Below are 24,335 nucleotides of genomic sequence, written 5' to 3' on the forward strand. Positions count from 1 at the left end.
AGCTGCTGTTTTGGTTCTTTTTTCGTTTATTTTTAATGATAATTCCCCTGCTGGATCATCTTATTGGCGAAAAATCGATTTTATTGGCGAAGTTCACAAGTTTATTGGCGAAAAAATAAATTTATTGGCGATAATCCCTCGTTTATTGGCGAAAATCAAATTTTATTGGCGAACTGGAAATTTTCAATGATTTTTTCCAGTTCGAATTGCCATAAAAGTGTAAGATATATCACCGTAAGCAGCAGGTGAAGTCTTTATAATAAAAATATGTAAGGGCTTACGATGTCTGGATAGAAGAGAAGATTGAAAAGATCAGCCGTATTCAGAACAACAGGAGGTGATAAGCATGCGCTATAAAAGCTTTACAGATGTCATTGATATTGCACGAACAAGGCCGCCTGTAAAAATGAGCGTTGCAGCAGCGCACGACCTGGATGTGCTTCAAGCGGTTAAAACAGCTGTAGAAATCGGCATCATCGAACCTTATCTAGTCGGCGACCCGCAGAAGATCTTTGAACTTTCGAGGGAAATAGACTTTTCTGTAGAGGACTATCCTGTTCATCCTGCCTATACAGAAAAGGAGAATGCGTTTGTTGCTGCTAAACTGGCTAGCGAGGGACATGTGCAGATTATCATGAAAGGCTTCGTGAATAGCACGCCATTTTTAAAAGGGGTGCTGCATAAGGAGCTTAATTTAAAAACTGGCACAGTCATCAGCCATCTTTCTGTTTTCGATATCCCGGGGGCAGATCGGCTGATCAGTATGAGTGATGGCGGCATCAATATAGCGCCGGATTTTCAGCAGAAAAAGAAGATCATCTTGAATGGAATCGAGTTTCTAGAAAGGATTGGGGTCGACTCGCCGCGGATTGCGATTTTAGCAGCTAATGAAAGAGTCAGCGAAAAGATGCCTGTGACCGTGGAAGCCGATCATCTGGCCATGGTGATAAAAAATGAATATAGCCAGGAACTGCTGATAGAAGGACCGCTTCCGCTCGACCTTGCCATCAGCAGGGAGTCGCTTCTCCATAAAGGATTGGAGAGCGAGCTTGAGGGCGCGGCAGACCTGCTCATTGTCCCAACGATTGAGGCAGGAAACTTCCTTGGCAAGGCGATCACGTATTTTGCGAAAGGGACGATGGCGGGAATCGTGCTGGGTGCGAAAGTGCCGCTCGTATTGAACTCACGGTCAGATACTGCAGAGGCAAAATTGGCCTCGATTGCACTCGCTGTCGTTGCCGCATCCAATACAACGGTCAGCGTCTGATAGATAGGAGAGCTATTATGAAAATCCTAGCGGTAAATCCAGGATCCACTTCTACCAAGCTAGCAGTTTATGAAAATGAAAATCTGCTTTTTGAAAAGACGATTACCCATCATGATGAAGAAATCATGAAGCTTTCGGAATTGGAAGACCAGTTGCCATACAGGCTTGAGTCCATCATGGAAGCTTTACGGGATCAGGATTTAAATCCTTCAGGGCTTGCTGCTGTCGTTGGCCGGGGAGGAATGCTGAAGGCGATGGATAGTGGGACATATCTTGTTGATGATTCTATGCTGAATGATGCGGAAACAGGCAAGTATGGAAATCATGCCTCAAACCTGGGTTCAATGATATCAGCAGAAATAGCGGGCTCTCATCACATACCGGCCTTTATCGTTGACCCAGTGTGTGTGGATGAACTGGTCCCGGAAGCAAGGGTTTCCGGCCTGGCTGATATAGAAAGGAAAAGCCATGTCCACGCACTGAATATCAAAGGTGTTTCTCGTAAAATTGCAGCACATCTTGGAAAGGATTTGGAAGGTGCCAGCTTCGTTGTTGCCCATCTTGGTGGCGGGATATCGGTAGCAGCGGTGCGAAATGGACAAATCATAGACGTCAATAATGCAGAAAATGAGGGGCCGTTCTCTCCTGAAAGAGCGGGCGGGCTGCCAGCAAAACAGCTGGTACAGCTTTGTTTTTCAGGGAAATATACTGAAAAAGAATTGCTTCTAAAAATGACCAAGCAGGGTGGGGTGTATTCCTATCTCGGCACTAAGAATCTCATAGACGTTGAGAGCCGGGCCGCTGAGGGTGACTCGGAGGCTGGCCTGATATTAAAGGCAATGGTACATCAAATCGGAAAAGAGATTGGCGCGATGGCCACCGTTCTGGAAGGGCAGATGGACGGAATCATCATTACCGGTGGAATCGCCCATTCAGATAGGATCGTAGGCTTAATTAAGAAGAGAATCAGTTTTTTGGGAAAAGTGTTTATCCTCCCTGGTGAAACGGAAATGGAAGCATTGGCAACAGGGGCTTTACGAGTGATGAGAGGACTCGAGGACGCGAAAATCTATTAAAAAATGCCTGAGCCGTTGATTTACGTGAGGCTCAGGCATTTTTTGCATTGTGCGTAAGGGAATCAATTTAGACTTTTTCAGGTAAAAGCAGGCCTTCATAAACTTTTACATTTGCATAAATGGCAGATAAAATTGAGGCCTCCAAACCTGATTTCTTGGCATTCTCCAGTAAATAGCCAAAAAGGTGATCAGCTTCAGTCAGGAGTGATTTTTCCATATCCCGCTGCAGGGAGGATTTCATTCCATGTCCGATTTCATTCATTTTTCCAAGGGTGGCATCAATAGCTCCTTCAGCGAGCGGTGCGCCAATTTTCTCCATAATCGCCGCAGCTTCATTCACGAGTTTCTCAATTGTATTCCAGCCATGTTCTTGATCGCGAATGGGCCCGATTGGCGATCTGAAGAGGGAGGTAATGCCGCTCAGTGAAGTGATGAATAAATACTTATGCCACATTTCCTGCTGGATTTTTTCGGAAAGGCGGAAGCTTGCCTTCGTTCCGCTGAACGCTTGTTCAAGCTGTAAAATCCGTTGCGTTTTTTCGCCAGTTCGCTCACCAAAAACAAGGTCATGGATTGGGCTTGTTTGAATGATTTTTCCATCTTGAGCCAGAGTAGTTTCGATAAAGCATAAACCGCCAATTACATTTTCAGTCCCGAATGCCTCTTCAAGTGCATCTACATGCGCAATGCCGTTCAATAATGGAAGGACCATCGTCTTGTCTCCGACATAGGGTGTGATGTCCTTGATGGCACCCTCCAGATGGTAGGACTTCGTTGAAACAAGAATTACGTCATATGGCTCCACATTTTCTCCTGTCAAAACAGTCTTAGGTTCTGTAAAGTGCATATTTCCATGGATGCTTTCCACTACCAATCCAAAGGAACGAAGCTGCTGCTGGCGCTTTTCACGCACCAAAAATGTGACATTTTCTCCTTTTTCCAAGAGGCGTCCGCCAAAGTAGCCGCCAATTGCACCTGCACCGACAATCAGTATTTTCATATCCATAACCTCCTTGGTATGTAAAAGTGCACGCCTGGGTTCAAGCGTGCACAGTCCTTGTCTTATTAGTATACAAGAAAGGCTGCGAGCAGCCCTCCTGCAGTAATGAGAACAATGATTATTTTTGCGAAAAGGGGAAGCTGCTCTTTCCCTTTGTCATTAACCTGAGCTTCTTTCTCATTGACCGTTTTGCGATATTCCGGACTGCAGCACCCGCTCATCGTTATGCTACCTTGTTGTAGTTAGAGATATCTTCATCAAGCGGGATGTTTTTAGCACGAGCTTTTTTAGCAGCGTTAAAGAAAATAACCGTGATGACAGCTGTTACAATTAACGCTCCAATATTGGAAATTGTCAGCGACTGGCCGAATCCGATTTGGGCATTAAGGATATAGGAAGTCGTTGCTGCTGTCATGAACATACCAGGAATGATCGCGATCCAGTAGTTCTTCTTGGCGATGAACAGGTACATGGCACCAACCCAAAGTGCGATAACTGCAGTTGATTGGTTAGCCCATGAGAAGTATCTCCAAAGAATGGTGAAATCCACTTTTGTCAGTGCGAAAGAGATCACGAACAATGGAACTGCAATCCAAAGGCGGCTAGTGATTTTCTTTTGTGAAAAATTGAAGTAGTCAGCGATGATCATACGTGCGCTTCGGAATGCAGTGTCACCAGATGTGATTGGAAGTACAATTACACCAAGAACTGCAAGAGTTCCACCGATTGCTCCAAGCATCGCTGTTGAAGCCTCACTTACGATGGCAGCAGGTCCGCCGTTTGCAAGCATGTCATTCAAGCCGTTGTAGCCATCGAACAAACTCATTGCTGCAGCTGCCCAGATCATGGCGATGACACCTTCAGCAATCATCATGCCGTAGAAAATCTTGCGGCCTTGCTTTTCATTTTGCGTTGTACGTGAAATGATCGGTGTTTGTGTAGCATGGAAACCTGATAGCGCTCCGCAAGAAATTGTTAAGAACAAGAGCGGGAAAATCGCGGCATTATCAGGGTGGAAATTTGTCAATGATAATTCAGGAATCGGTGCTCCAGTGATGACAAGCATTGCGCCCACTCCAACGGCACTGATTAACAGCAATGCGCCGAAGATTGGGTAGAAGCGGCCGATGATTTTATCAACAGGAAGCAGTGTCGCTAAAATATAGTAAACAAAGATTGCGGCGATGATGATGCCCATTGTTACTTTTCCGTCCATCAAGGTGTGAAGCAAACCAGCTGGAGCAGTTACGAAAACGGTTCCAACCAATAGTAAAAGAAGAATCGCAAATGCATTGACCACATGCTTCATGACTTTACCGAGGAATTTTCCTGCAAGTTCAGGAAGGTGTGCGCCTCGGTTACGGATTGAAATCATACCTGTTAGGTAATCGTGGACAGCACCAGCGAAGATGGCGCCAAGAACGATCCAAAGGAAAGCTACCGGTCCATAAAGCGCTCCCATGATCGGCCCGAAAATAGGACCAACACCAGCGATGTTAAGAAGCTGAATCAAAGAGTTTTTCGCTGTGGACATTGGCACATAGTCAACGTCATCTTTATGTGTATAAGCCGGAGTGTGACGGCCTTCGTTCACCCCGAAAACCTTTTCTACAAACTTGCCATACGTAAAATAACCAATAATTAAAAGTGCGATACCAGCTAGAAAGGTATACATATGAAACCTCCTCAAAGAAAATTGTATGCGTTTTCATTAAGTATAATAGAGAAGGTGAAATTATGGCTGTTTTGTGAACAAGATGCAAGAAAATGAGTGTGAAGTGCAAAATATGTCGATTGAAATGCAAAAAAGCACCCTTAAGATGCTTTAATGAAAACTTATAATTCCAGTTGGGTCCTCAGCGCTTTTACGTAATTCCGGCTTACTGACAGCATTTCATCCCGGCCTTGTATTTCCAGTTGATAGGCGCCGTTGAACCATGGAGTGAGGCGGGTGACATAATCGAGGTTGACAATATAGCTTTTATGAATCCGGAAAAAAGAGTATGCCGTCAGCCGGGCTTCAAGGTCTTTTAAAGGAATCTTTGTTTCGAATTCCCTTGTTCTCGTGATGATTTTTGAATTCTTTTCTTCTCTTGATATGTAAAGGATATCCTTTGGATCGAGATAAAAGATCTCGCCATCACCTTCGACGGCGAGCTTTCCAGTCTGCTTGCCCGAGTCTTGCTCGGCAGGCATCATGAAATTCTTCTCAATTCTTTGAACCGTCTCCTTCAGTTGATTTTCGTCATAGGGTTTTAGCAAGTAATCCACAGCATTGTATCTGAAAGCCTCGGCAGCAAATTGCGGATAGGCCGTTGCAAACACAATCAGCGGTGTTTTTTTTAGTTCCATCAACGCTTTCGCTGCTTCCATACCATTCATTTTCGGCATTTCGACATCCAGGAATATGACATCAGGATGAAACTGCAAAGCCTTCATGACTGCAGCCTCACCTGACTCTGCTTCCCCAACAACCTGGATGGAGGGGAAGGATTGCAATAAGTGCTTCAGTTCATCCCGGCTGTATAATTCATCATCTACGATTAGAGTACGTATCATCTTGTCCATCCATCATTCCTCCGCTTGTGGAATCGTAAAGGAAACCTTCGTGCCTTTTCCTGGCTCACTATCAATCCGCAGTGAGGCTGATTCCCCAAAGTTCATCGTAAGTCTTCTATTTACATTAAAAAGCGCAATTCCGCTTCCGGTCTCAGAATCTATGATTTGTTTGCCTAGCTGATTGATCCGTTCCTGATTCATTCCCTGCCCGTTATCGTGAACAGCTACAATCGTGCTTTTAGCGCCCTTGCGAATGGATATATGAATCTGGCAGTCATGATCCATATTCTTGATTCCATGTTTTACGGCATTTTCTACAATTGGCTGCAGCGTCAGCGGCGGGATTTTTACAGGCAAAGCGCCCTCATCAATATCATAGGTAACCCGAAGCTTTTCTACAAACCGCGTCTCCTCAATGGATAGATAGGCTTTCACATGAGCCAATTCCTGTTCAAGAGTCGTCATTGACAAGGTAGTGGCGTTCAAGTTCTGCCTCAGGAAATGAGACAGAGAAACCAGTAGCATCCTCGCTTTTGCAGGATCAATCCTGATCAATGAGGTGATGACATTCATTGTATTGAAAAGGAAATGAGGACTGATTTGGGCCTGAAGGGCCTTAATCTCAGCTTCCTTGGCAAGCTGATAGGCTTTATCGGCTTCAGCGATTTCAAGCTGGTTGCTGAGCAGATTACTGAGCCCGGCTATCAGCTCAATGACGACATTGGTAATTTCTTTTTCCGATTTAAAATAAAACTTCAGCGTGCCGATCGTCTCGTCGCGCAGTTTCAGTGGAGCAATCACCGCAGCGCCAAGAGGGCAGCTTTGCTCGCGGCAGTGGATCGTTTCATCATTGGCGACAACGAGCTTGCCGCTTTTCAGCACATCCCTCGTAATCTGGGTCTGGATAGGGCTTGTTGAACGATGATGGTCATCAGCAAGACCGATATGGGCGAGGATTTCATGTTGATTGGTAATTGCAACCGCGCTAGTTTGAACCTCGGTGTGTAAAATCTGGCATACAGCCCGCGCTGAATCCTGATTGATTCCCTTGCGCAGATATGCGAGTGTCTGGTCGGCGATTCGCAGTGTTTTTTGCGCAAGCATCGCTCCAGTCTTTTCCTCCTCGGAAACGACATTCTTGATCACCATCAAAAATAGTGCAGAACCGAACCCGTTTGCGATGATCATCGGAACACCAATGATCTCAACCAGTGTTTGCGCTTGCTCATAAGGCTTGGCAATCAAAAGGATAATCAGCATTTGCACTGTTTCGGCAATCGCCCCGACGAGGAAGGCGGTCCGTAGGTTGACATTATTTTTCTTCTTTTGAAAACGGCCGGCGATGATTCCGGCAACGATGGCAGCAAGCCCGCAGGCAAGAGCGGTGAACCCTCCGAGCGTGAAACGATGCAGACCAGCGATAAGGCCGGCCCCAATCCCCACTTTGTAGCCGCCAAGCATTCCGGCAATCACAATCCCGATGACACGGGAATTGGCAATGGCTTCATCCGATGCCAGATCAGCAGCCCAGGGATTAAACTGGAGATTGTCCGTTGAAAAACTCATCCCTGAGTACGTACCGATGATCCCGAAAAAACCAAAGAATAGAATGGCGAAATATTGCTGTCGCCTGTTCAGTGAATCATGGTAAATCAATCCCCTGAAGAAGCGGAACCTCGTTAAAATAAATGCAATCGTCACGATGATGCCAAGCCGTTCAAGCATCGTAATGAGTAATTCAAACATAATGATGCTCCTCAGGAAGTGTTTGCACTTATTTTAAATGAATGCTAGTGAAAAACAAAGACACACTGTCTGAGTTTTATATAAAAATAAGCCTGGCGTGCTGCTGCCAGGCTTTGAAAATCCAGTTTCGCTTCTGAAATAGGGTGGAAGGGAGTGAGTTAGTAACGAAAATTTTTTTATATAGCGAGTATTTGATTTTTATAGCGACTTATTGATTATTATAGCGAGTTTCAATTTTATATAGCGACTTTTTCAATTTTATAGCGACTTTTTCAATTTTATAGCGAACTGGAAATTCTAGCTTGTTTTTTCCAGTTCGCCACCCCTATAAAAACCTACTTTATATTAATATTCCCGCTTGATACATCAGCGTCGATTTCAAATTTGCCGCTTCCGTGCTTGCCGCCCAGGCGGTTGTCAGACTGTTCTTTGTCCTGAAGCGGAAAATCGCTTGATATGTTCCCGCTGCTTACTTTTCCATTCAATGTGAAGCCGGCATCTTCGGGCAGATCCAATCCGATATAGCCGGAGCTGACGTCGAGGCTGACATCATCGAACAACTGGTCCATCTGGATTTCCAGCTCACCGGAGGAAACATCTGCATCCAACTTTCCAGAATAGTTTTTGACATGGACGCTTCCGGAGCTGACATCAAATGAACCGGCTTCAGCATTAATGGAATTCATTTCAACCTCACCAGATGAGCTATGGTTTACCAGTTCTTCAACGACAAAATTTTCCAATGCGGCCCTTCCCGAACCGATATTGAGTGAAAGATCTCTTAGCTTCATAGGGTTATCAGCAGATTCACCTTTAAAAACAATCTCCCCGGAACCGAGCTCGATGTTCATATCCTTTTCATAATCTTCTGGGATATAAACTGTCATAGTAGTTTTATCCATCTCAAACCAGTTGAACCAGAAGAAGCCTTTCCGTTTCACAGAAACCTTAATTTCATCACCGTGCTTCTTAACTTTAACCGTTCCTTCGCCCTCCAGCTCGGCGCGGACATCATCGCGCTCCTCTGGCACAATCACTGTCTCGACGCTTGATACATCAATACTGATTTTATCCGTATCATTGGTCACCTTCACTGCGTCTTCCGCCTGTGCAAAGTTCACTCCACTTCCATCGAACATATAATTCCAACCAATATAAGCCCCGGTAATCACCAGGAAAATAATTAAAATCTTTTTCATTTTTAAAAACTCCTCTCAAGTCTCGTTCTTCTATATCCAGAATAAGGGTAATCGCTCTGAACCCCAATGCACCTCCGATTTAAATCTCGATAGGACCTGAGGCGGATTTTGGGTTAGGTCGCTCATCGAGGCTTCTTTCGAGAACTTCAGTAATAGGCTCTAAAAAAAGAAGCCAGATTCCGTACGGCTTGGGAATCTGGCTTCTGGTTGTATAATGGTTAGGCCTTTGCTTCAAAAAGTTTAGCTATTTCTACAATTGTTTCTACTGATTTCATCATGTTATCAACAGAGATATATTCGAATCTTCCGTGGAAATTCTCTCCGCCTGTAAAAATATTCGGTGTCGGCAGTCCCATATAGCTAAGCTGGGAACCGTCTGTACCGCCGCGGATCGGTTTGACGATCGGCTTTATGCCGAGGTTTTCCATTGCTTCATAGGCGATGTCGACGATTTCCTTCACCGGCTCGATTTTATCCTTCATATTATAATACTGGTCATTCATTTCAAGTTCGACTCGTGTCTCGCCGTAAGTCAGTCTCAATTCATTGGTGATCTTCTGCATCAAGTCCTTGCGTGCCTGGAAGCTGTCAGACTCAAAGTCACGGATAATATAGTGAAGCGTTGTTTCCTCCACATCACCGTTGATCGAGCTAAGGTGGAAGAAGCCTTCATACCCTTCCGTATGCTCTGGTGCTTCTTCGGCAGGAAGCTTGCTGTTGAATTCCATTGCTATTTTGGCTGAGTTCACCATTTTCCCTTTTGCTGTTCCCGGGTGGACGTTCTTGCCTTTAAAAGTAACCTTGGCGCTTGCGGCATTAAAGCTTTCATACTCCAGTTCGCCAAGCGGTCCGCCGTCAACAGTATAAGCGAATTTCGCATTGAATGCTTCAACATCGAACTTATGCGGGCCTCTGCCAATTTCCTCATCTGGCGTGAATGCAACACGAATCTTCCCATGCTTGATATCAGGATGCTGAATCAAGTAATCCATTGCTGTCATGATTTCAGCAATTCCTGCTTTATTATCCGCACCGAGGAGTGTCGTTCCATCTGTGGTGATCAGCGTATGCCCTTTATATTGAGGCAGCTCCGGAAAATCCGCAGGAGACAGAATGATATTCTGTTCCTCGTTCAGGATGATCTGGTTGCCATCGAAGTTTTCCACAATCTGTGGATTCACATTTTTGCCGGTAAAATCGGTTGCTGTATCAACGTGAGCCAGGAAGCCAATGGTTGGCACATTTTTATCCGTATTGGCTGGAAGGGTGGCCATTACATAACCATTGTCGTCAATACTGACTTCTTCCATGCCGATTGATTTCAATTCTTCGACCAGCATATTGGCAAGAGTGAGCTGGCCTTCTGTTGAAGGAGTGGTTTCACTGTTTTCATTCGATTGAGTATCCACTTTTACATATGAGGTGAATCTTTCGATAATCTCGTTTTTCATTTCTTTCATCTCCCATTACTATGTATATTTTCATATTAGCATAGTTCGTCCGAAACACCATTTGAAAAAGAATGAAAATTCCATTTATTACATGTATAATGGATGAAAAGGAGGATGGGGAATATGGGTTATGTGTTCACGGCTATTGTGCTGTTTGTTGTTTTTTATTCGATCTACAAAATAATCACATCCGGAAAATTGCCGAGCAATAACTATACTCCTTTCGACGATCTTGCCGAAGGAAAAAAGAAAGAGGATTGATATCGGAGTCCCCCTGCTTATTTCGAGGGGCAATCACGATTCTAATTCTGCAAATATATCTTAAGCTTCGGGAAAACAAATAGACTGGAAAAATGGCAGAATATGTACTTTTCACTTTACATATATAAGAGTTAAGGCTAGGATAAAGACAATTGAATATCGATGTACTACTAGGGGTGCCCTGCTGCGGGCTGAGAGGAAGACGCTAAGTCTTTTAACCCTTCGGACCTGATCTGGGTAATACCAGCGTAGGAAAGTAGTGTAAGAGAAGTTTTCTTACTTTGCTTTTAAGCCAGGTCCATTAACGGATCTGGCTTTTTATATTTTTAAGGAGGGATCAGGATGGAAAAAAGGGAGATTGCTGGCTTGCTAGAAAGAGTCAGGAGGGAGAATCCGCTCGTACATAATATCACCAATGTTGTGGTCACCAATTTTACCGCTAATGGACTGCTGGCTTTGGGCGCATCTCCTGTGATGGCTTATGCACACGAGGAAGTCGCTGAAATGGCAGGCATGGCTGGGAGCCTTGTACTGAACATCGGAACATTGCGCCCTGAAGTTGTAGAGTCGATGCTGATTGCCGGAAGTGCGGCAAATGAAAAGGGCGTGCCAGTGATCCTTGATCCGGTGGGCGCTGGGGCAACTGCTTATCGAACTGAAACAGCAAGAAGGCTGATGGAGGAATTAGAGATTTGTATTATCAGGGGAAATGCTGCGGAAATAGCGAATGTGGCCGGTGAAACCTGGAGCATACGCGGCGTTGACGCAGGAAACTCAGATGGGGATGTAATCGAGCTGGCTGAATCCGCAGCGCTAAAATTGAACACGATTGTGGCGCTGACAGGGAAGGAAGATGTTATTACAGATGGGAAATCAACGTTTGTCGTCAGCAATGGACACCCCATCCTTACGAAGGTAACGGGTACAGGATGCCTGCTGACTTCGGTCATTGGGGCATTCACAGCTGTGGAGAAGGATTTTCTGAAAGCAGCAAATGCTGCACTGATTATTTATGGAGTAGCAGCAGAAGTTGCCGCTGACAAAAGCGCCATGCATGGACCGGGAAGTTTTCAAGCAGAGTTCCTGAACCAGCTGTACCACTTGGATACTGAGGAAATCTTTAAAAGAAGTTCTTTTCATAAAAGGAGGTAATTGATGATGAAAAAAGCACTGACAATCGCAGGATCGGACAGCGGAGGCGGAGCGGGTATCCAGGCAGACCTGAAAACATTCCAGGAGCTGGGTGTATACGGGATGTCCGCGTTGACAGCAGTAACAGCGCAAAACACTCTAGGTGTCCAAGGAGTTTTTCCAATGACCGCAGAGGCTGTGGCAAGGCAAATCCAATCCGTTGGTGAGGACATTGGGGCCGATGCCGTGAAAACCGGGATGCTTTTTAACGCGGAAATCATCGAAGTGGTCGCGGAAAAAATAAAGGAGTTGAGCTGGGAGAAGGTCGTGATCGATCCTGTCATGATTGCGAAAGGCGGAGCCTCACTGCTTCAGCAGCAGGCTGTTTCAGCCCTCAAAAAACATATGCTTCCGCTCTGTCTTATCATCACGCCGAACATTCCCGAGGCAGAAGTACTGACCGGAATGTCAATCAGCACTATGGATGAGAAAAAGGATGCTGCAAAACGCATCCATGAGCTTGGAGCGAAAAATGTAGTGTTAAAAGGCGGACATGATGAGGAGGCAGCTCAATCTGTTGATGTCCTGTTCGATGGCAGGGATTTTACCTTTTTTTCCTCTCCAAGAATCAATACTAAGCACACCCATGGTACAGGTTGTACTTTTTCAGCTGCGATTACGGCACAGCTGGCGAAAGGGGCTTCGGTCCAAGAAGGAGTTTCTGTTGCAAAGGAGTTCATCCAGGCTGCCGTAGCCAACCCGTTGGATATCGGAAATGGGCATGGACCTACCAACCATTGGGCCTACAAGATGAAAAAGGAAAGCGGGGTCAGCTCATGGCGAGAATCAGTCCTGAACAAATGAGAAGTTTGCTTAAGCTTTATTTTATTGCTGGCAGCACGAACTGTTTGGTGGAACCAGTCAAAGTGCTTGAAGACGCGATTCGCGGAGGAATAACGCTTTTTCAGTATCGAGAAAAAGGCGAAGGGTGTCTAGATGATCTCGAGAAGCTAGAACTGGGCAAGAGGCTGCAAGATGTTTGCAGGGAAAGCGGCATTCCCTTCATTGTGAATGATGATCTTGAACTTGCCCTGGAGCTTGATGCAGATGGTATTCATATTGGCCAAGAGGATGAGGAGGCCGCACAGGTCCGCGAAAAAATTGGCGATAAGATACTTGGAGTTTCTGTACACAATCTGGAGGAAGCTGAAAAAGCTAAGCTCGCAGGTGCAGATTATTTTGGGGTTGGGCCGATTTTTCCGACGGCAACAAAGAAGGATACAAGGCCAGTCCAGGGAACAGCATTGCTGGAGCAGCTAAAAGACTTTGGCGTCCCGATTGTCGGAATTGGCGGTATCAATGCGGATAATGCAGCAGCAGTAATAGAAGCTGGAGGTGATGGTGTTTCTGTGATTACAGCGATCAGCCAAGCGGAAGACATCAAGGAAGCTGCAGCAAGATTAAAAGATACATTAAACGGAGGTGAAAAATGAGACAGACACAAAAGCTTACCCTCACCGCCATGATGATGGCGATTGGTACATTGACCAGCCATATGTTATTCATCCCGCTCGGAATCGTCAAGGTGTTCCCGGTGCAGCATTTTATCAATGTTTTGTCAGCCGTGCTGCTTGGACCCTATTACGCCGTTGCCCAGGCATTTGGCATCTCTTTACTGAGGAATATGATGGGGACCGGCTCAGTTTTCGCTTTTCCTGGCAGTATGATCGGCGCTCTTCTGGCTGCTTATTTGTATAAAAAGACGAGGAAAATGGAGTTTGCCTTTGCGGGGGAGGTAGTGGGCACCGGAATCATTGGAGGGATTGCCAGCTATCCGATTGCTACATTGTTCCTTGGTAAAGAAGCAGCATTGTTTGGGATGGTACCGGCATTTTTGGCCAGCTCGCTTGCTGGTGCGGCAATTGGCTTCGTGCTTCTGAAGATTTTCATGAAGAATGCAGCTGTTCGATTAGAGATGACCAACAGGATGTAGTTTGGAAATGATTTCATCCTCTTGCCTTTAGCTGGAAAACGGAGAAGACCTGCTATATGATTAAAGATAGATTCATATATACCAGCTGAAAAGGGTGACATTTTTGAACAAAGAGAACAAGCTTGGATTGGTAGTGGACGTCGAGACAACAGGACTGGGACCGGATTCGGATGAAATCATAGAATTAGCGCTGAAGCTGTTTTCTTTCCATGAAGAAACAGGGGAAATTATTGATATAGTAGATGAAGATTCATATTTGAGGGAGCCGCTGTCGACAACGGCACAAAGAAACTATGACAGGGCTTACCGAATCCATGGAATCCATTATGACATGGTGCGCGGCAAAACATTTTACGATGAGAAAATCATGGAATTCTTCACTCGTACTGATGCGATTTTTGCTCATAATGCTTCCTTTGACAGAAGCTTTTTATTCAGGATGTATCCGGAAGTCAATGAGATGAAATGGTATTGCACGATGAAGAATGTACAATGGAAGAACCATGGTTTCCCGAACAGCAAGCTGCTCACCTTATTGCAGGCACATAATATCTCGAAGTTCCAGACCCACAGAGCGATGGATGATATTACATATTTGACGGAACTCTTGAAGCAGCAAAATCCGAACGGCGATTATTATTTAAAAGAAGTGCTGGACTATGGCCCGATGCGCAAATACCAGCCTGCCCAAAAACAGAGAAGAAGGATGTTCTACTAGGAAAGGTGCCTGATTGCAGGCACCTTTTCAATATTTATAGGACATATACGTATACGCTAAGGAAATGGGCGGTGCTTCCGAGCATGATGAAAATGTGGAAGATTTCATGGAATCCCAGGTGCTTGGATCGAAGGAAATCGGGCTTCAAAGCATAAATGACACCGCCGATCGTGTACATGATTCCCCCGATGACCAGCAAGGAAATTCCTCCCGTGCTCAGCACAGAGGAGAGTGGGGACACGACGAAAATGACCATCCAGCCCATGACAATATAAATAGAGGTCGACAGCCATCTTGGGCTCTTGAACCAAATCATCTTAAAAAGGATTCCGCACACTGCAGCGAATGTGATGATGCCGAACAGTGTCCAGCCTGTCACTCCGTTGAGACTGATCAGGCAAAACGGAGTATAGGTTCCGGCTATCAGGACGAAAATCATTGAATGGTCAATTTTTCTAAGGAAGGCGATGACGCTATCTTTGCTGATGACCATATGGTAGGTAGCGGATGCCGTATAAAGCAGGATCATGCTGATGCCAAAAATCGTGACGGAAGTAATTGCGAGTGCTGAACCTGTAGTAATTGAAGCTTTGATAACGAGTGCAAGCAGTCCCGCAAAGGATAGTAAGGCACCAGCAAGATGGGTGAGGCCATTGATTGGTTCGCGGATGTAGCTGTTCATTTTTAAACCTCCATATCGTTTAATGTAGTTTTGATAACTATATATAATAATATATGCATAATGGTATGTAGTCAATGTTTACGACCTTGTTTTTTTGCATTATAATAAAATAAAAACATGAGGAGTTTATAGTGGATAATTTAGAACAGTTGCTAACTGAACTCAATCTTGAAAATAATATCGCACTGGAAGACATTCCGGAGATTGACTTGTATATGGATCAGGTCATCCAGCTATTCGAAAAGAACTTCGGCAGTTCCACGAGGAATGAGGATGAGAAGGTCCTCACGAAAACAATGATCAATAATTACGCTAAGGGGAAGCTGTTTTTCCCAATCAAGAATAAGAAGTATTCGAAGGAACACTTGATCCTGATCAGCCTGATTTATCAGCTGAAGGGCGGTTTATCCATTCAGGACATCAAGCAGACACTCGAAGGAATCAATGAGAAGACTGTGTCAGGAGAAATTCAGCTTGGCCAATTTTATCAAAGTTTCTTGAATCTACATGGGAAAAACATAGAGATTTTTAATGAGGATGTCCTCAAGACCGAGCAAGAAGTGAAACGAGAAGTGGAGAGGCTTGAGGTAGATGAACCAGAGGAGCTTGAAACGGTCCTTCTGATTGCATCCCTCATTAATATAAGTAATTTTTACAGAAAGACAGCGGAAAAGCTAGTTGACAGAATTGCAGCTGAAAAAAAGATAAAGGACTGAATCAGGGTGTATTTGACAGTAAAAGAAGCAGCGGAATATTTATCGATATCGGAAAAACAGGTAGAAAACATGATTTTCCAAAAAAAAAATACGATCCATTCATGATGGTGAACAATATTTGATCTACAAGGATCAATTCAACACGCATATGAAACAGGTAGAGAAGTATAAAAAGCTCGTTGAGGAAATAATGAATGAGCCTGTGCCAGAGGATATCGACATTAAAGATGAGGATTAAAAAAACGCGAAAGGACTTATCCTTTCGCGTTTTTAATACTTTATAAGAGTCCTGGGTTATTGTCCGCTCTTTGATTGGCTCACCAATGAGCTTCCGTTTTTCTTGCCTTGCAGCCCGTTCACTTTGTCTCCGTGCTTGATCGGCAATTGGACGACCACTTCTGTCCCTATATCAGGCTCGCTTTTGAACTTGATTGTGCCATTATGGGACTGGACGATTTTGAAGCTGACCGTCATTCCGAGACCAGTACCTTTTTCCTTGGATGAATAAAAAGGTTCACCAATTCTTTCGAGAAGTTCTTTCGATATTCCCACTCCCTCGTCCTTGACCATAACGGTTACCTTGTTATCATGGCTTTGAAGTGTGATGCCGACGACATCTCCTGCAGAAGATGCTTCAATCGCATTCTTTACAATATTGATGAATAATTGCTTGAGCTGGTTCGGCTCACATTCAATCATGACAGGATGACTTTGGACCTGGAATTCGATCTGGATATTATGCAGGCTTGCTTCTGATTTTAAAAGAGAGATAACATCATGTAGAATCACCTGTATGTCGGCTTCCGTATATTTGATTTGCTGGGGCTTGGCCAACAACAGCAATTCGCTCACGATATGGTTGATCCTGTTCAGTTCGTCGATCATGATCTGATAGTACAACTGGTGCTTTTCATCTTCCATCTGCAGCAGCTGGACAAGGCCCTTCAGGGAAGTGAGCGGGTTACGGATTTCATGTGCCACGCTCGCGGAAAGTTCACCCACTACTGAAAGCTTGTCCGTTCTTCGCAAACGTTCCTCTGTTTGGCGAAGTTCCGTTATGTCCCGTGAATTGCAAATGATCCCGGCGATTTTATCATTCACGATGATCGGCAGGGACGTGCTTTGGAAAATCAATGGCTTACCGTTCTTATGCAGTAATTCGAGCTCAAACATTTGTGGACAATGATTTTCGACCACACTGGCAACCTTATCTAAGATCATCTGTCTTTGGGAATCAGGAAGTAAGTCTGCCAGGTTTTTCCCGATAAATTCTTCCTTGCTGAACCCTGTGATTTTTTCGAACTGTGGATTCAGGTTGGTAATCGTCCCATTCAAGTCAAGCATTGAAACAATATCAAGACTGTACTCGAACAATGACCGGTATTGTTGCCTGCTCTCTTCGAGAAGGGTTTCAACATTTTTTCGTTCGGTAATATCCCGGCCGATGATGACAAGACCTTGTCGGCTTCCATCATCATTGAAAAGAGGGACTTTTATCGTATCGAACGTCTTGTTCGTTCCATCAGGCTGCGGCAGCACTTCCTCGACACGGATGATCCCGCCTGCTTTCCATGCTTCTTCATCGGAGATCTCACAATATCTCAATGCATCACTGAAATAATTGCTGTACTCCGCAAGCTCCGAGTCTTTCTTTCCTCTATAGTCAACGTTTTCAATATCAAACAATTTCAGACCAAAATCATTTGCCTGAATCCAGCGGCCTTCTCCATCCTTGAAGTTGACGAAATCGACCATTGAATTGATCAATGTGGATAGGCGCTCTTCCTCTTTTCTGGAGGCACTCAATTCCTCCATCTTCGAGATGAAAAAATAGAAAAACCAACCTGCCAGCAATACATAAAGGATTTCTTTCGTATGTTCGATAATGGCAACAAATTCAGAAGGAGCGTATAAATTCAGCAAATAGTTTGTACCGAAAATCCAGGCAATGCTCAGTATGAAAAAGATCAGGACATATTGCTTTTTCTTCATCTCTTGACTCCTAAAGTAAGCATCAAGCTCACGCAATTTGAAATTAGTGTTACTTTTCTATAGTAGCACAATTTTTTCGAATTAAATTAAGATTATTTTTAATTTATTTTCTCTTCTATTTGGAAAATTATGCAAAGGACCGAAAGCGGATCCGGTCCTTTGAGAATTTTTTTAAAAATCTCCATCCGTTGCCTGGAAAGGGATATTCAAACGGTTTTCAACAGTGCGCAGCCTCTGGTTCAAACGGTTTAAACGTCGCGTATGCCGTTCGTCGTTTTGATTCAAGCGCGTAACCTCATTGTTTAAACGGCCAATCTCCCTATTGAGCCTTGCAATCTCCCTGTTTTGGCGGCCAATCTCTTTATTCTGCCGATCCAGCTCTGTTTTTTGAACCTGGAACTGCCGTTCAAGCTGAGTCACTCTACGTTCGAGAGCTGGCTGTCTTTCGTAACCATGCGAATCCTGCTGCTGTGCGTAATAGTTGAAATCATAATGAGTATAAGGGTCAAATTGATTCGGGTTGTAATTAAAGTGATGTTGATACATGCGGGCACACTCCTTATTGAGAAAAATCTGCCTGAGAGCTGGCGATAAATTCTCTATAAAGTATGTAGGTGAACGCGGAGAGTGATAGGCATTCGCCCAAAGAAGGGAAAAACTGGCGGGGCGGCGAATGGATAAGCAGGTGGTGAAGGTATTATGGGAATGTCAAATTACTATCAGGATCTTCGGAGCAAAGTGGGAAGTGACCTTATTTTTATGCCGAGTGTGGCAGGAATCATCAGGAATGAAGCGGGAGAAATCTTATTCCAGAACAAAGGGAATGGAGAAAAGTGGAGCTTGCCGGCAGGAGCGATCGAACTAGGAGAAGCACCGGCTGAAGCCGTAGTCCGCGAAGTCTGGGAAGAAACAGGGCTTCAGGTTTTACCGGAGAAATTACTCGGTGTTTTTGGCGGGGAAGAGTTCCGTTATGAATACCCGAACGGCCACAAGGTTGAGTATGTGGTGTTTGTATTCGAGTGCAGACCCATCGGGGGAGAGCACAATCCAATTGACAGCGAGACTGCCGCATTACGATACTTCAAACCTGAAAGCAAGCCAGAATTAGCATTGCCTTATCCCGAGAGCATTTTTATGAAAAACGATAGTGAAAAGACTGAGTTTCAGTGGGATGAAGAATGGATGAGAAGCCTTCAGGGGAGATGAAAAAAGAGAGCGCAAATCAGCGCTCTCAACCTTTCCGGAGTTGTTCCAATACAATCTGTGACTCATAGCCGGCGGCAAAATCAATGATTGTCGCTTCTTCGCCTTTGATTGCTTTTACAAGGTTATCAACCAACGAATCTGTCAGGGAGTGATCAGCATCCAATGGCAGGATTTCCTCGCCAAGCTTGCCGCCGATTAGCTCGCCCCAATTTAAAAGTGACAGTGTGCCATCTTCACCGTAGGCAGTGAACGCAATTTCCTCCTTGCCGGCAATTTGGCTCATGCCATCAATCAGAACCGGAGTCCCATCTGCTAGATTTAAGATTGCAAGAATCGCATTTTCACTCGCGTGCGGGTCAGCAGGGAATTGAATCTGGACATCCTTCACCTCTACTGGGCCGAAAATCTTTTGCAGCTGCTGGATGAAATGGACGCCAACCTCCAGGACATAGCCACCCTGCTCCTTGCTCGCAACCCATGCATTCTGCTGCCATGGACGCGGCCATTGCGGGAAGTGCATTTTCAATTGAACCCTTCTCAGGTTGCCAACATAGTTTTCCTGAATTAATTTTGCGAACGTCTTGCTCCCGGCGCTATAGTTCAGCGGGAAATTCATCGCATGGACGACACCTGCATCCTGTGCCTGTTTTAATAGACTTTCTGCCTCCTCAACCGAGTTAGCCAGCGGCTTCTCACAAAGAATATGTATTCCTTTCGCAAGTACATCAGATGCAACAGCATGATGGAACTTAGGGGGAACAGCGACATAAACAAGATCCAATTGCGTTTTCTCAAGCATTTCCTGATGCTCCGTGAACGCTGGAATCCCGCCAAGCTCGGCTGCCGTTTCCTTCGCTCTATCCTCCATCGCGTCACATACAGCCGCAATCTCAATCTCCGGGTGCTCTTGAAAACCTTTAATTAAACGCTGGCCAATCGCCCCAAGGCCAATCACTCCTACTTTTATCATAAGATACCTCCAGTAATTCTTTTACACACTATTATACAGAAAATCTTAATCATAAAATAGTTTAGTAAGCCGAAATAAATTAATATAAAATAAGTCTTTTTAACTATGGATATTTAAGTTTTTAGATATTTTAGAATATTGAAACATCTATTTCTGCTAAGTAAAATTATAGTGTAATAGACTAAATGACAGGAAGGGGTAAAAAGTTGAAAAAGAAATTAGGTCTTAAAGTCCTATCCAGCCTGACGATGACTGCAATGCTTGCAAGCACGCTCTCATTTGCGTCTGCTGGGCCAGCCAAGGTCGATGCGGTTGAAAAGACAAGCTTCGCGTCACAGGGAGGAGCACCAATTGATTTAGGCATTGCGAATGATGAAAGATTGATAGAAATGCTGAAGAAATCCGGGAAGATTGCCAGGGATGCCACTCCTGCAGAAGCGGAGAAAGCATTACAAAAGTATTTAAAAAATAAGGCAGCTGGGGCTTCCAAAGAGCCTGGGGAGTTACATAAACATGAGAAGGAATTGAGCAGCACGCTAAATGAAAAGCTCGCTGGAACCGGATTGGTTAATGGTAAGGGAAACAAGGCAGGACAAACGAAGGGCACAGTTGTTACCCCTGTTGAGGAAGAAAAATGGAATGGAGGCCAGCGAAAGGACAATGTTCTTGTTCTGTTGATTGAATATCCGGACCATCCAGCTACTCAAATTTCATCAGAAGATACAGATATGTATTATGATGAATATATCAAACAGCATTACACAGATATGATTTTCGGTGAAAATGGCTATGTTGGCCCTAATGGTGAAAAGCTTGTCTCCGTTAAGCAATACTATGAACAGCAATCAGGCGGAAGCTATACGATTGACGGACAGGTAGCAGGCTGGTACAAAGCATCTCAGCCAGCAGCATACTATGGAGGAAATAACGCAAGTGACAACGACAGTAATGCGCGCGGGCTTGTAAAAGAGGCATTGTATGCAGCAGCTGCAGACAGATCAGTAGATTTGAATCAGTATGACCAGGAAGACCGCTATGACCTTGATGGCGACGGAAATTACCGCGAGCCGGATGGACTGATCGATCACCTGATGGTTGTTCATTCTTCAGTCGGTGAAGAAGCAGGCGGCGGACAATTGGGTGGAGATGCGATTTGGTCACATCGTTGGAATCTCGGTGGCGTAACGACATTGCCGCAAACAAAAACGAAAGTTCCATACTGGGGAGGCAAACTTGCTGCATACGATTATACAATTGAACCAGCGGATGGGGCAGCAGGCGTATTCGCTCATGAATATGGACACGACCTGGGTCTTCCAGATGAATATGACACGATTTATAGTGGTGCAGGTGAGGCAGTCGCTTATTGGTCAATCATGGCTAGCGGAAGCTGGGCAGGTAATGTTCCAGGTACTGAGCCGACAGGATTCAGCCCATATGCGAGGGAGTTCCTGCATGCAACAATGCCTGGCAGCAATTGGCTGACAGGTTCTACAATCCATGCAGATGATTTGACGGGCACAGGAGTTGAGGTTTTATTAGACCAGGCAAACTCTAAAGGGACGAATAACGATGCTGTTAAAGTGGATTTGCCTGATAAAGTAAACATAATTAACACTCCTGCTTCAGGAGCTTGGGAATACTATGGCGGAAAAGGTGATGAAGCCGATCACAAAATGGTTACCCAAGTTGACTTGACGAATGCGTCAAATGCTACTTTAGAATATGATGCATGGTATGATATTGAATCGAATTGGGATTATGCTATGGTGCAGGTATCAACAGACGGGGGTACTAGCTGGAAGTCATTATCGACGGCGAATACAAACTCAGACCTCGTATCAGACGGTTATCCTGCCATTAAAGAAAACCTTCCTGGCTATACAGGATCAAGTAACGGCTGGATCCATGAATCCATTAACTTAAGTGAATATGCCGGACAAAGCATTCAGCTTCAATTCCGTTATATGACAGACTGGGGAACTTCATTGAATGGATTCTTCGTTGACAATGTAAAGGTTACTGCTGATGGTGCTGAATTACTGAACGACGGTGCCGAAGGAGAATCAGCTTTTGCATTTCACGGTTTTGAAAAGCATGAAGGAAAAACGGCTACAAAACATTACTACCTGTTAGAGTGGAGATCACACAACGGCGTGGATGAAGGTTTGAAGAACATCCGGCGCGGAGCAAGCTTGATGACATACGATTCAGGCTTGGTAGTATGGTATGTTGACAACGGTTATGACAATAACTGGACAGGAGTCCATCCAGGAGAGGGATACCTTGGAGTAGTTGATGCCGACCAGACCATCAACAGATGGAGTGATGGAGCACTTGGCTCAACACGCTACCAGATTCACGATGCAGCATTCAATCAGGGTAAGACAGAAGACATGTTCCTGGATTATTCTAGTTTGTTAGGAATCACCATGAAGGATAATGCTACTCAAAGGACACCAGTATTTGATGACAGTGCAAATTATACTTCGCCAGTATTGCCGGATGCCGGCCGCAACGTACCAACATACGGCCTGAAGTTCCGTGTACTCGGACAAAGCAGCGATGGAACTGTTGGCAAGGTGTTAATTTCTAAGTAAGAATGAAAAAACGCTGCCGGTTTATTGAACGGCAGCGTTTTTATATTCCTTACTACTAATCAATATCAGGCTGGAACCCAATCAACTTGGCCTTTTTATCCGCTCGAGGGTCCGCATCAGGGAAGGTGATTACGGATGCGATATAATCCCAGCGCAGGAACATGTGGGTGATACAGGTTTCCTCTACCTGGTCTTCAGAGGGAATGGCCGTTCCATCCTCTTTCTGGATTGGAGTCCGCTTATAGCAAGGATTCTCAACCCAAATCCCCATGTTCTCAGCATGTACTATTTTTACAAGATACCATTCATCTGGCTGGAAAATCCCTGTAATGTCGCCAATCATGCTTTCGGGAAAGTTTTTAAGTTTAATTTGAACCTTCTCGTTAACATAAGCATCTAAAAACATGAGCAATCTCCTTTCAATAAAAGACTCATCCTTTACCTACTTCCTTTTTCAGCAAAAAATAAACATGAAAAAAAGGCCAATTCAGGCCTTTTGCAAAAATAACACCATTAATTCTTCATCATAATAAGTCCCATCAATCCGCAAAGCATTTTTTTCGACTCCATATTGTTCGAAACCTAGAGAAGTATATAGTTTTTTCGCCGGGTCATTGCTTGAGGTCACTGTGAGGTGAATCTGTTCAACACTGCTTAATTCTGCAGCTTGTTGAATGGCTGTTTTTACAAGTTCCCTTCCCAGACCTCGACCACGTTGTGACGAGGTCACATACATGGCAAAAATACTCGCCCGGTGCTTCAGCTTTACTTTTTCTTCCGGAACAAGTGTCACGACCCCGACCAGCTGATTATCATTAAACGCGCCAAATGTATAAGTGGATTTACTATCCAGCCTCTGCCTGTAATCTGATGCCTCATAATTCATCTCATCCTCATAACTGGAGCTGAATGCCTCAGGATTCTTAAGCAAGGCTTCATGGCGCAGGAACCGATAACCCTCAGCATCCCCGCCATTTAATCGTCGAATTTCCATTATGCTCACCTCTGTAAAAATCGTTGCTATATAGAGTTCTAGATTTAATGCGGATTTCCTTTAAAAAGAGAATTAGGTTCACACAGATGGTATTAGAAATGGGAGAATCAACTAGACACAAGATTTACGTAATTAAGACAGGTTTGGAGGTGATCATGTATAAGCTGTCAAAAGATGAGCTAACTTCGGACAGGTTTGGCGTCAAAAGGAGAAAAGCTGTCAAAAGATGGACTAACTTCAGACAGGTTTGGCATTAAATGGAGAAAAGCTGTCAAAAGATGAGCTAACTTCAGACAGGTTCGGCGTCAAAAGGAGAAAAGCTGTCAAAAGATAGGCTAACTTCAGACAGGTTCAGCATCAAAAGGCGAAAAGCTGTCAAAAGATGAGCCAACTTCAGACAGGTTTGGCGTCAAAAGGAGAGAAGCTGTCAAAAGATGAGCTAACTTCAGACAGGTTCGGCGTCAAAAGGAGAAAAGCTGTCAAAAGATGAGTCAACTTCGGACAGGTTTGGCATCAAAAGGAGAAAAGCTGTCAAAAGAAGGCCTAACTTCAGACAGGTTCAGCATTAAAAGGAGAGAAGCTGTCAAAAGATGAGCTAACTTCAGACAGGTTCGGCGTCAAAAGGAGAAAAGCTGTCAAAAGATGAACTAACTTCAGACAGGTTCAGCATCAAAAGGAGAAAAGCTGTCAAAAGATAGGTTAACTTCAGACAGGTTTGACATTAAAAAGGAGAAAGCTGTCAAAAGATGAGCTAACTTCAGACAGGTTCAGCAT

General features: G+C 44.5%; 24 protein-coding genes, 1 pseudogene and 1 riboswitch. Of the genes and pseudogenes, 12 read left to right on the forward strand and 13 right to left on the reverse strand.

Annotated elements, in window-relative coordinates:
• The first annotated feature begins 346 nt into the window (after window positions 1-346).
• Window positions 347-1,267, forward strand: a complete 921-nt coding sequence (locus RH061_RS04585) for a phosphate acyltransferase (RefSeq protein ID WP_311074279.1) — start codon at window positions 347-349, stop codon at window positions 1,265-1,267.
• A gap of 17 nt (window positions 1,268-1,284) precedes the next feature.
• Window positions 1,285-2,343 carry a butyrate kinase gene (buk, locus tag RH061_RS04590; RefSeq protein ID WP_311074281.1) on the forward strand — a complete coding sequence of 353 codons (1,059 nt, stop codon included), beginning with the start codon at window positions 1,285-1,287 and terminating at the stop codon, window positions 2,341-2,343.
• A 67-nt stretch (window positions 2,344-2,410) separates the two neighbouring features.
• Here the strand turns inward: buk and RH061_RS04595 are convergent, their stop codons facing one another.
• The 7 genes from RH061_RS04595 to pepT form a co-directional block, all read right to left on the reverse strand.
• Window positions 2,411-3,343 (reverse strand): ketopantoate reductase family protein, encoded by a 933-nt coding sequence (locus RH061_RS04595; protein ID WP_311074282.1) that lies wholly within the window; start codon window positions 3,341-3,343, stop codon window positions 2,411-2,413.
• A 65-nt stretch (window positions 3,344-3,408) separates the two neighbouring features.
• Window positions 3,409-3,564, reverse strand: coding sequence for a hypothetical protein (locus RH061_RS04600; protein ID WP_311074284.1), 156 nt, complete (start codon window positions 3,562-3,564; stop codon window positions 3,409-3,411).
• Between the two features lie 2 nt (window positions 3,565-3,566).
• The gene (locus RH061_RS04605; RefSeq protein ID WP_311074286.1) at window positions 3,567-5,018 is read right to left on the reverse strand and encodes a carbon starvation CstA family protein; all 1,452 of its coding nucleotides are present in this window, start codon (window positions 5,016-5,018) and stop codon (window positions 3,567-3,569) included.
• A gap of 161 nt (window positions 5,019-5,179) precedes the next feature.
• A complete protein-coding gene (locus RH061_RS04610; RefSeq protein WP_311074287.1) occupies window positions 5,180-5,911 on the reverse strand; it encodes a LytR/AlgR family response regulator transcription factor in 732 nt (243 codons plus the stop codon).
• A 3-nt stretch (window positions 5,912-5,914) separates the two neighbouring features.
• Window positions 5,915-7,648 carry a sensor histidine kinase gene (locus RH061_RS04615; protein ID WP_311074289.1) on the reverse strand — a complete coding sequence of 578 codons (1,734 nt, stop codon included), beginning with the start codon at window positions 7,646-7,648 and terminating at the stop codon, window positions 5,915-5,917.
• A gap of 335 nt (window positions 7,649-7,983) precedes the next feature.
• Window positions 7,984-8,847 carry a LiaG family protein gene (gene liaG / locus RH061_RS04620; RefSeq protein WP_311074290.1) on the reverse strand — a complete coding sequence of 288 codons (864 nt, stop codon included), beginning with the start codon at window positions 8,845-8,847 and terminating at the stop codon, window positions 7,984-7,986.
• 218 nt (window positions 8,848-9,065) lie between these two features.
• Entirely contained in the window at window positions 9,066-10,298 is a 1,233-nt protein-coding gene (gene pepT, locus RH061_RS04625; RefSeq protein WP_311074291.1) for a peptidase T, read from the reverse strand.
• 123 nt (window positions 10,299-10,421) lie between these two features.
• Here pepT and RH061_RS04630 point away from each other — a divergent pair, with 123 nt between their 5' ends.
• From RH061_RS04630 to RH061_RS04655, 6 genes are all read left to right on the forward strand, one after another.
• On the forward strand, window positions 10,422-10,559 hold the full coding sequence (locus RH061_RS04630; protein ID WP_311074292.1) for a DUF3951 domain-containing protein: 138 nt from the start codon (window positions 10,422-10,424) through the stop codon (window positions 10,557-10,559).
• Window positions 10,560-10,721: 162 nt separating this feature from the next.
• Window positions 10,722-10,831, forward strand: a riboswitch (TPP riboswitch).
• A 70-nt stretch (window positions 10,832-10,901) separates the two neighbouring features.
• A complete protein-coding gene (gene thiM, locus RH061_RS04635) occupies window positions 10,902-11,711 on the forward strand; it encodes a hydroxyethylthiazole kinase (RefSeq protein WP_311074293.1) in 810 nt (269 codons plus the stop codon).
• Window positions 11,712-11,714: 3 nt separating this feature from the next.
• Window positions 11,715-12,554, forward strand: a complete 840-nt coding sequence (gene thiD, locus RH061_RS04640) for a bifunctional hydroxymethylpyrimidine kinase/phosphomethylpyrimidine kinase (RefSeq protein ID WP_311074294.1) — start codon at window positions 11,715-11,717, stop codon at window positions 12,552-12,554.
• Window positions 12,527-13,183: a thiamine phosphate synthase gene (gene thiE, locus RH061_RS04645; protein ID WP_311074296.1), complete on the forward strand. Its 657-nt coding sequence runs from the start codon at window positions 12,527-12,529 to the stop codon at window positions 13,181-13,183. Before thiD ends, thiE begins: the two co-directional genes overlap by 28 nt.
• Window positions 13,180-13,683: an energy coupling factor transporter S component ThiW gene (gene thiW, locus RH061_RS04650; RefSeq protein ID WP_311074297.1), complete on the forward strand. Its 504-nt coding sequence runs from the start codon at window positions 13,180-13,182 to the stop codon at window positions 13,681-13,683. The genes thiE and thiW overlap by 4 nt, the downstream gene beginning before the upstream one ends.
• 103 nt (window positions 13,684-13,786) lie before the next feature.
• Entirely contained in the window at window positions 13,787-14,401 is a 615-nt protein-coding gene (locus RH061_RS04655; protein ID WP_311074298.1) for an exonuclease domain-containing protein, read from the forward strand.
• Between the two features lie 34 nt (window positions 14,402-14,435).
• Here the strand turns inward: RH061_RS04655 and trhA are convergent, their stop codons facing one another.
• On the reverse strand, window positions 14,436-15,083 hold the full coding sequence (gene trhA, locus RH061_RS04660; protein ID WP_311074300.1) for a PAQR family membrane homeostasis protein TrhA: 648 nt from the start codon (window positions 15,081-15,083) through the stop codon (window positions 14,436-14,438).
• Window positions 15,084-15,214: 131 nt separating this feature from the next.
• Here trhA and RH061_RS04665 point away from each other — a divergent pair, with 131 nt between their 5' ends.
• Both RH061_RS04665 and RH061_RS04670 read left to right on the forward strand, forming a co-directional pair.
• Entirely contained in the window at window positions 15,215-15,799 is a 585-nt protein-coding gene (locus tag RH061_RS04665; protein ID WP_311074301.1) for a DUF1836 domain-containing protein, read from the forward strand.
• A 6-nt stretch (window positions 15,800-15,805) separates the two neighbouring features.
• Window positions 15,806-16,037: pseudogene (locus RH061_RS04670) on the forward strand (excisionase family DNA-binding protein).
• A 56-nt stretch (window positions 16,038-16,093) separates the two neighbouring features.
• On the opposite strand, the gene RH061_RS04675 reads toward RH061_RS04670, so the two are convergent.
• Both RH061_RS04675 and RH061_RS04680 read right to left on the reverse strand, forming a co-directional pair.
• On the reverse strand, window positions 16,094-17,791 hold the full coding sequence (locus RH061_RS04675) for a PAS domain S-box protein (protein WP_311074303.1): 1,698 nt from the start codon (window positions 17,789-17,791) through the stop codon (window positions 16,094-16,096).
• Between the two features lie 171 nt (window positions 17,792-17,962).
• Window positions 17,963-18,337: a hypothetical protein gene (locus RH061_RS04680; protein ID WP_311074304.1), complete on the reverse strand. Its 375-nt coding sequence runs from the start codon at window positions 18,335-18,337 to the stop codon at window positions 17,963-17,965.
• A 153-nt stretch (window positions 18,338-18,490) separates the two neighbouring features.
• On the opposite strand from RH061_RS04680, the gene RH061_RS04685 reads away from it, so the two are divergent.
• The gene (locus RH061_RS04685; protein ID WP_311074307.1) at window positions 18,491-18,997 is read left to right on the forward strand and encodes an NUDIX hydrolase; all 507 of its coding nucleotides are present in this window, start codon (window positions 18,491-18,493) and stop codon (window positions 18,995-18,997) included.
• 25 nt (window positions 18,998-19,022) lie between these two features.
• Here the strand turns inward: RH061_RS04685 and RH061_RS04690 are convergent, their stop codons facing one another.
• Window positions 19,023-19,967, reverse strand: coding sequence for a Gfo/Idh/MocA family protein (locus RH061_RS04690; protein ID WP_311074309.1), 945 nt, complete (start codon window positions 19,965-19,967; stop codon window positions 19,023-19,025).
• Window positions 19,968-20,215: 248 nt separating this feature from the next.
• Here RH061_RS04690 and RH061_RS04695 point away from each other — a divergent pair, with 248 nt between their 5' ends.
• The gene (locus tag RH061_RS04695; protein ID WP_396654884.1) at window positions 20,216-22,567 is read left to right on the forward strand and encodes an immune inhibitor A domain-containing protein; all 2,352 of its coding nucleotides are present in this window, start codon (window positions 20,216-20,218) and stop codon (window positions 22,565-22,567) included.
• A gap of 55 nt (window positions 22,568-22,622) precedes the next feature.
• Here the strand turns inward: RH061_RS04695 and RH061_RS04700 are convergent, their stop codons facing one another.
• Together RH061_RS04700 and RH061_RS04705 are read right to left on the reverse strand one after the other, a co-directional pair.
• Window positions 22,623-22,973, reverse strand: coding sequence for a hypothetical protein (locus tag RH061_RS04700; protein ID WP_311074310.1), 351 nt, complete (start codon window positions 22,971-22,973; stop codon window positions 22,623-22,625).
• 81 nt (window positions 22,974-23,054) lie between these two features.
• Window positions 23,055-23,561, reverse strand: coding sequence for a GNAT family N-acetyltransferase (locus tag RH061_RS04705; protein WP_311074311.1), 507 nt, complete (start codon window positions 23,559-23,561; stop codon window positions 23,055-23,057).
• Window positions 23,562-24,335: the final 774 nt, after the last annotated feature.

The sequence above is a fragment of the Mesobacillus jeotgali genome (assembly GCF_031759225.1).
Classification (GTDB): Bacteria; Bacillota; Bacilli; order Bacillales; family Cytobacillaceae; genus Mesobacillus; species Mesobacillus jeotgali_B.

What these genes read in the sequence shown, in the direction of transcription:
- RH061_RS04585 (WP_311074279.1), top strand. Translation starts at nt 347, where the DNA reads ATGCGCTATAAAAGCTTTACAGATGTCATTGATATTGCACGAACAAGG.
- buk (WP_311074281.1), top strand. Translation starts at nt 1,285, where the DNA reads ATGAAAATCCTAGCGGTAAATCCAGGATCCACTTCTACCAAGCTAGCA.
- RH061_RS04595 (WP_311074282.1), bottom strand. Translation starts at nt 3,343, where the DNA reads ATGAAAATACTGATTGTCGGTGCAGGTGCAATTGGCGGCTACTTTGGC.
- RH061_RS04600 (WP_311074284.1), bottom strand. Translation starts at nt 3,564, where the DNA reads ATGAGCGGGTGCTGCAGTCCGGAATATCGCAAAACGGTCAATGAGAAA.
- RH061_RS04605 (WP_311074286.1), bottom strand. Translation starts at nt 5,018, where the DNA reads ATGTATACCTTTCTAGCTGGTATCGCACTTTTAATTATTGGTTATTTT.
- RH061_RS04610 (WP_311074287.1), bottom strand. Translation starts at nt 5,911, where the DNA reads ATGGACAAGATGATACGTACTCTAATCGTAGATGATGAATTATACAGC.
- RH061_RS04615 (WP_311074289.1), bottom strand. Translation starts at nt 7,648, where the DNA reads ATGTTTGAATTACTCATTACGATGCTTGAACGGCTTGGCATCATCGTG.
- liaG (WP_311074290.1), bottom strand. Translation starts at nt 8,847, where the DNA reads ATGAAAAAGATTTTAATTATTTTCCTGGTGATTACCGGGGCTTATATT.
- pepT (WP_311074291.1), bottom strand. Translation starts at nt 10,298, where the DNA reads ATGAAAAACGAGATTATCGAAAGATTCACCTCATATGTAAAAGTGGAT.
- RH061_RS04630 (WP_311074292.1), top strand. Translation starts at nt 10,422, where the DNA reads ATGGGTTATGTGTTCACGGCTATTGTGCTGTTTGTTGTTTTTTATTCG.
- thiM (WP_311074293.1), top strand. Translation starts at nt 10,902, where the DNA reads ATGGAAAAAAGGGAGATTGCTGGCTTGCTAGAAAGAGTCAGGAGGGAG.
- thiD (WP_311074294.1), top strand. Translation starts at nt 11,715, where the DNA reads ATGATGAAAAAAGCACTGACAATCGCAGGATCGGACAGCGGAGGCGGA.
- thiE (WP_311074296.1), top strand. Translation starts at nt 12,527, where the DNA reads ATGGCGAGAATCAGTCCTGAACAAATGAGAAGTTTGCTTAAGCTTTAT.
- thiW (WP_311074297.1), top strand. Translation starts at nt 13,180, where the DNA reads ATGAGACAGACACAAAAGCTTACCCTCACCGCCATGATGATGGCGATT.
- trhA (WP_311074300.1), bottom strand. Translation starts at nt 15,083, where the DNA reads ATGAACAGCTACATCCGCGAACCAATCAATGGCCTCACCCATCTTGCT.
- RH061_RS04675 (WP_311074303.1), bottom strand. Translation starts at nt 17,791, where the DNA reads ATGAAGAAAAAGCAATATGTCCTGATCTTTTTCATACTGAGCATTGCC.
- RH061_RS04680 (WP_311074304.1), bottom strand. Translation starts at nt 18,337, where the DNA reads ATGTATCAACATCACTTTAATTACAACCCGAATCAATTTGACCCTTAT.
- RH061_RS04685 (WP_311074307.1), top strand. Translation starts at nt 18,491, where the DNA reads ATGGGAATGTCAAATTACTATCAGGATCTTCGGAGCAAAGTGGGAAGT.
- RH061_RS04690 (WP_311074309.1), bottom strand. Translation starts at nt 19,967, where the DNA reads ATGATAAAAGTAGGAGTGATTGGCCTTGGGGCGATTGGCCAGCGTTTA.
- RH061_RS04695 (WP_396654884.1), top strand. Translation starts at nt 20,216, where the DNA reads ATGACTGCAATGCTTGCAAGCACGCTCTCATTTGCGTCTGCTGGGCCA.
- RH061_RS04700 (WP_311074310.1), bottom strand. Translation starts at nt 22,973, where the DNA reads ATGTTTTTAGATGCTTATGTTAACGAGAAGGTTCAAATTAAACTTAAA.
- RH061_RS04705 (WP_311074311.1), bottom strand. Translation starts at nt 23,561, where the DNA reads ATGGAAATTCGACGATTAAATGGCGGGGATGCTGAGGGTTATCGGTTC.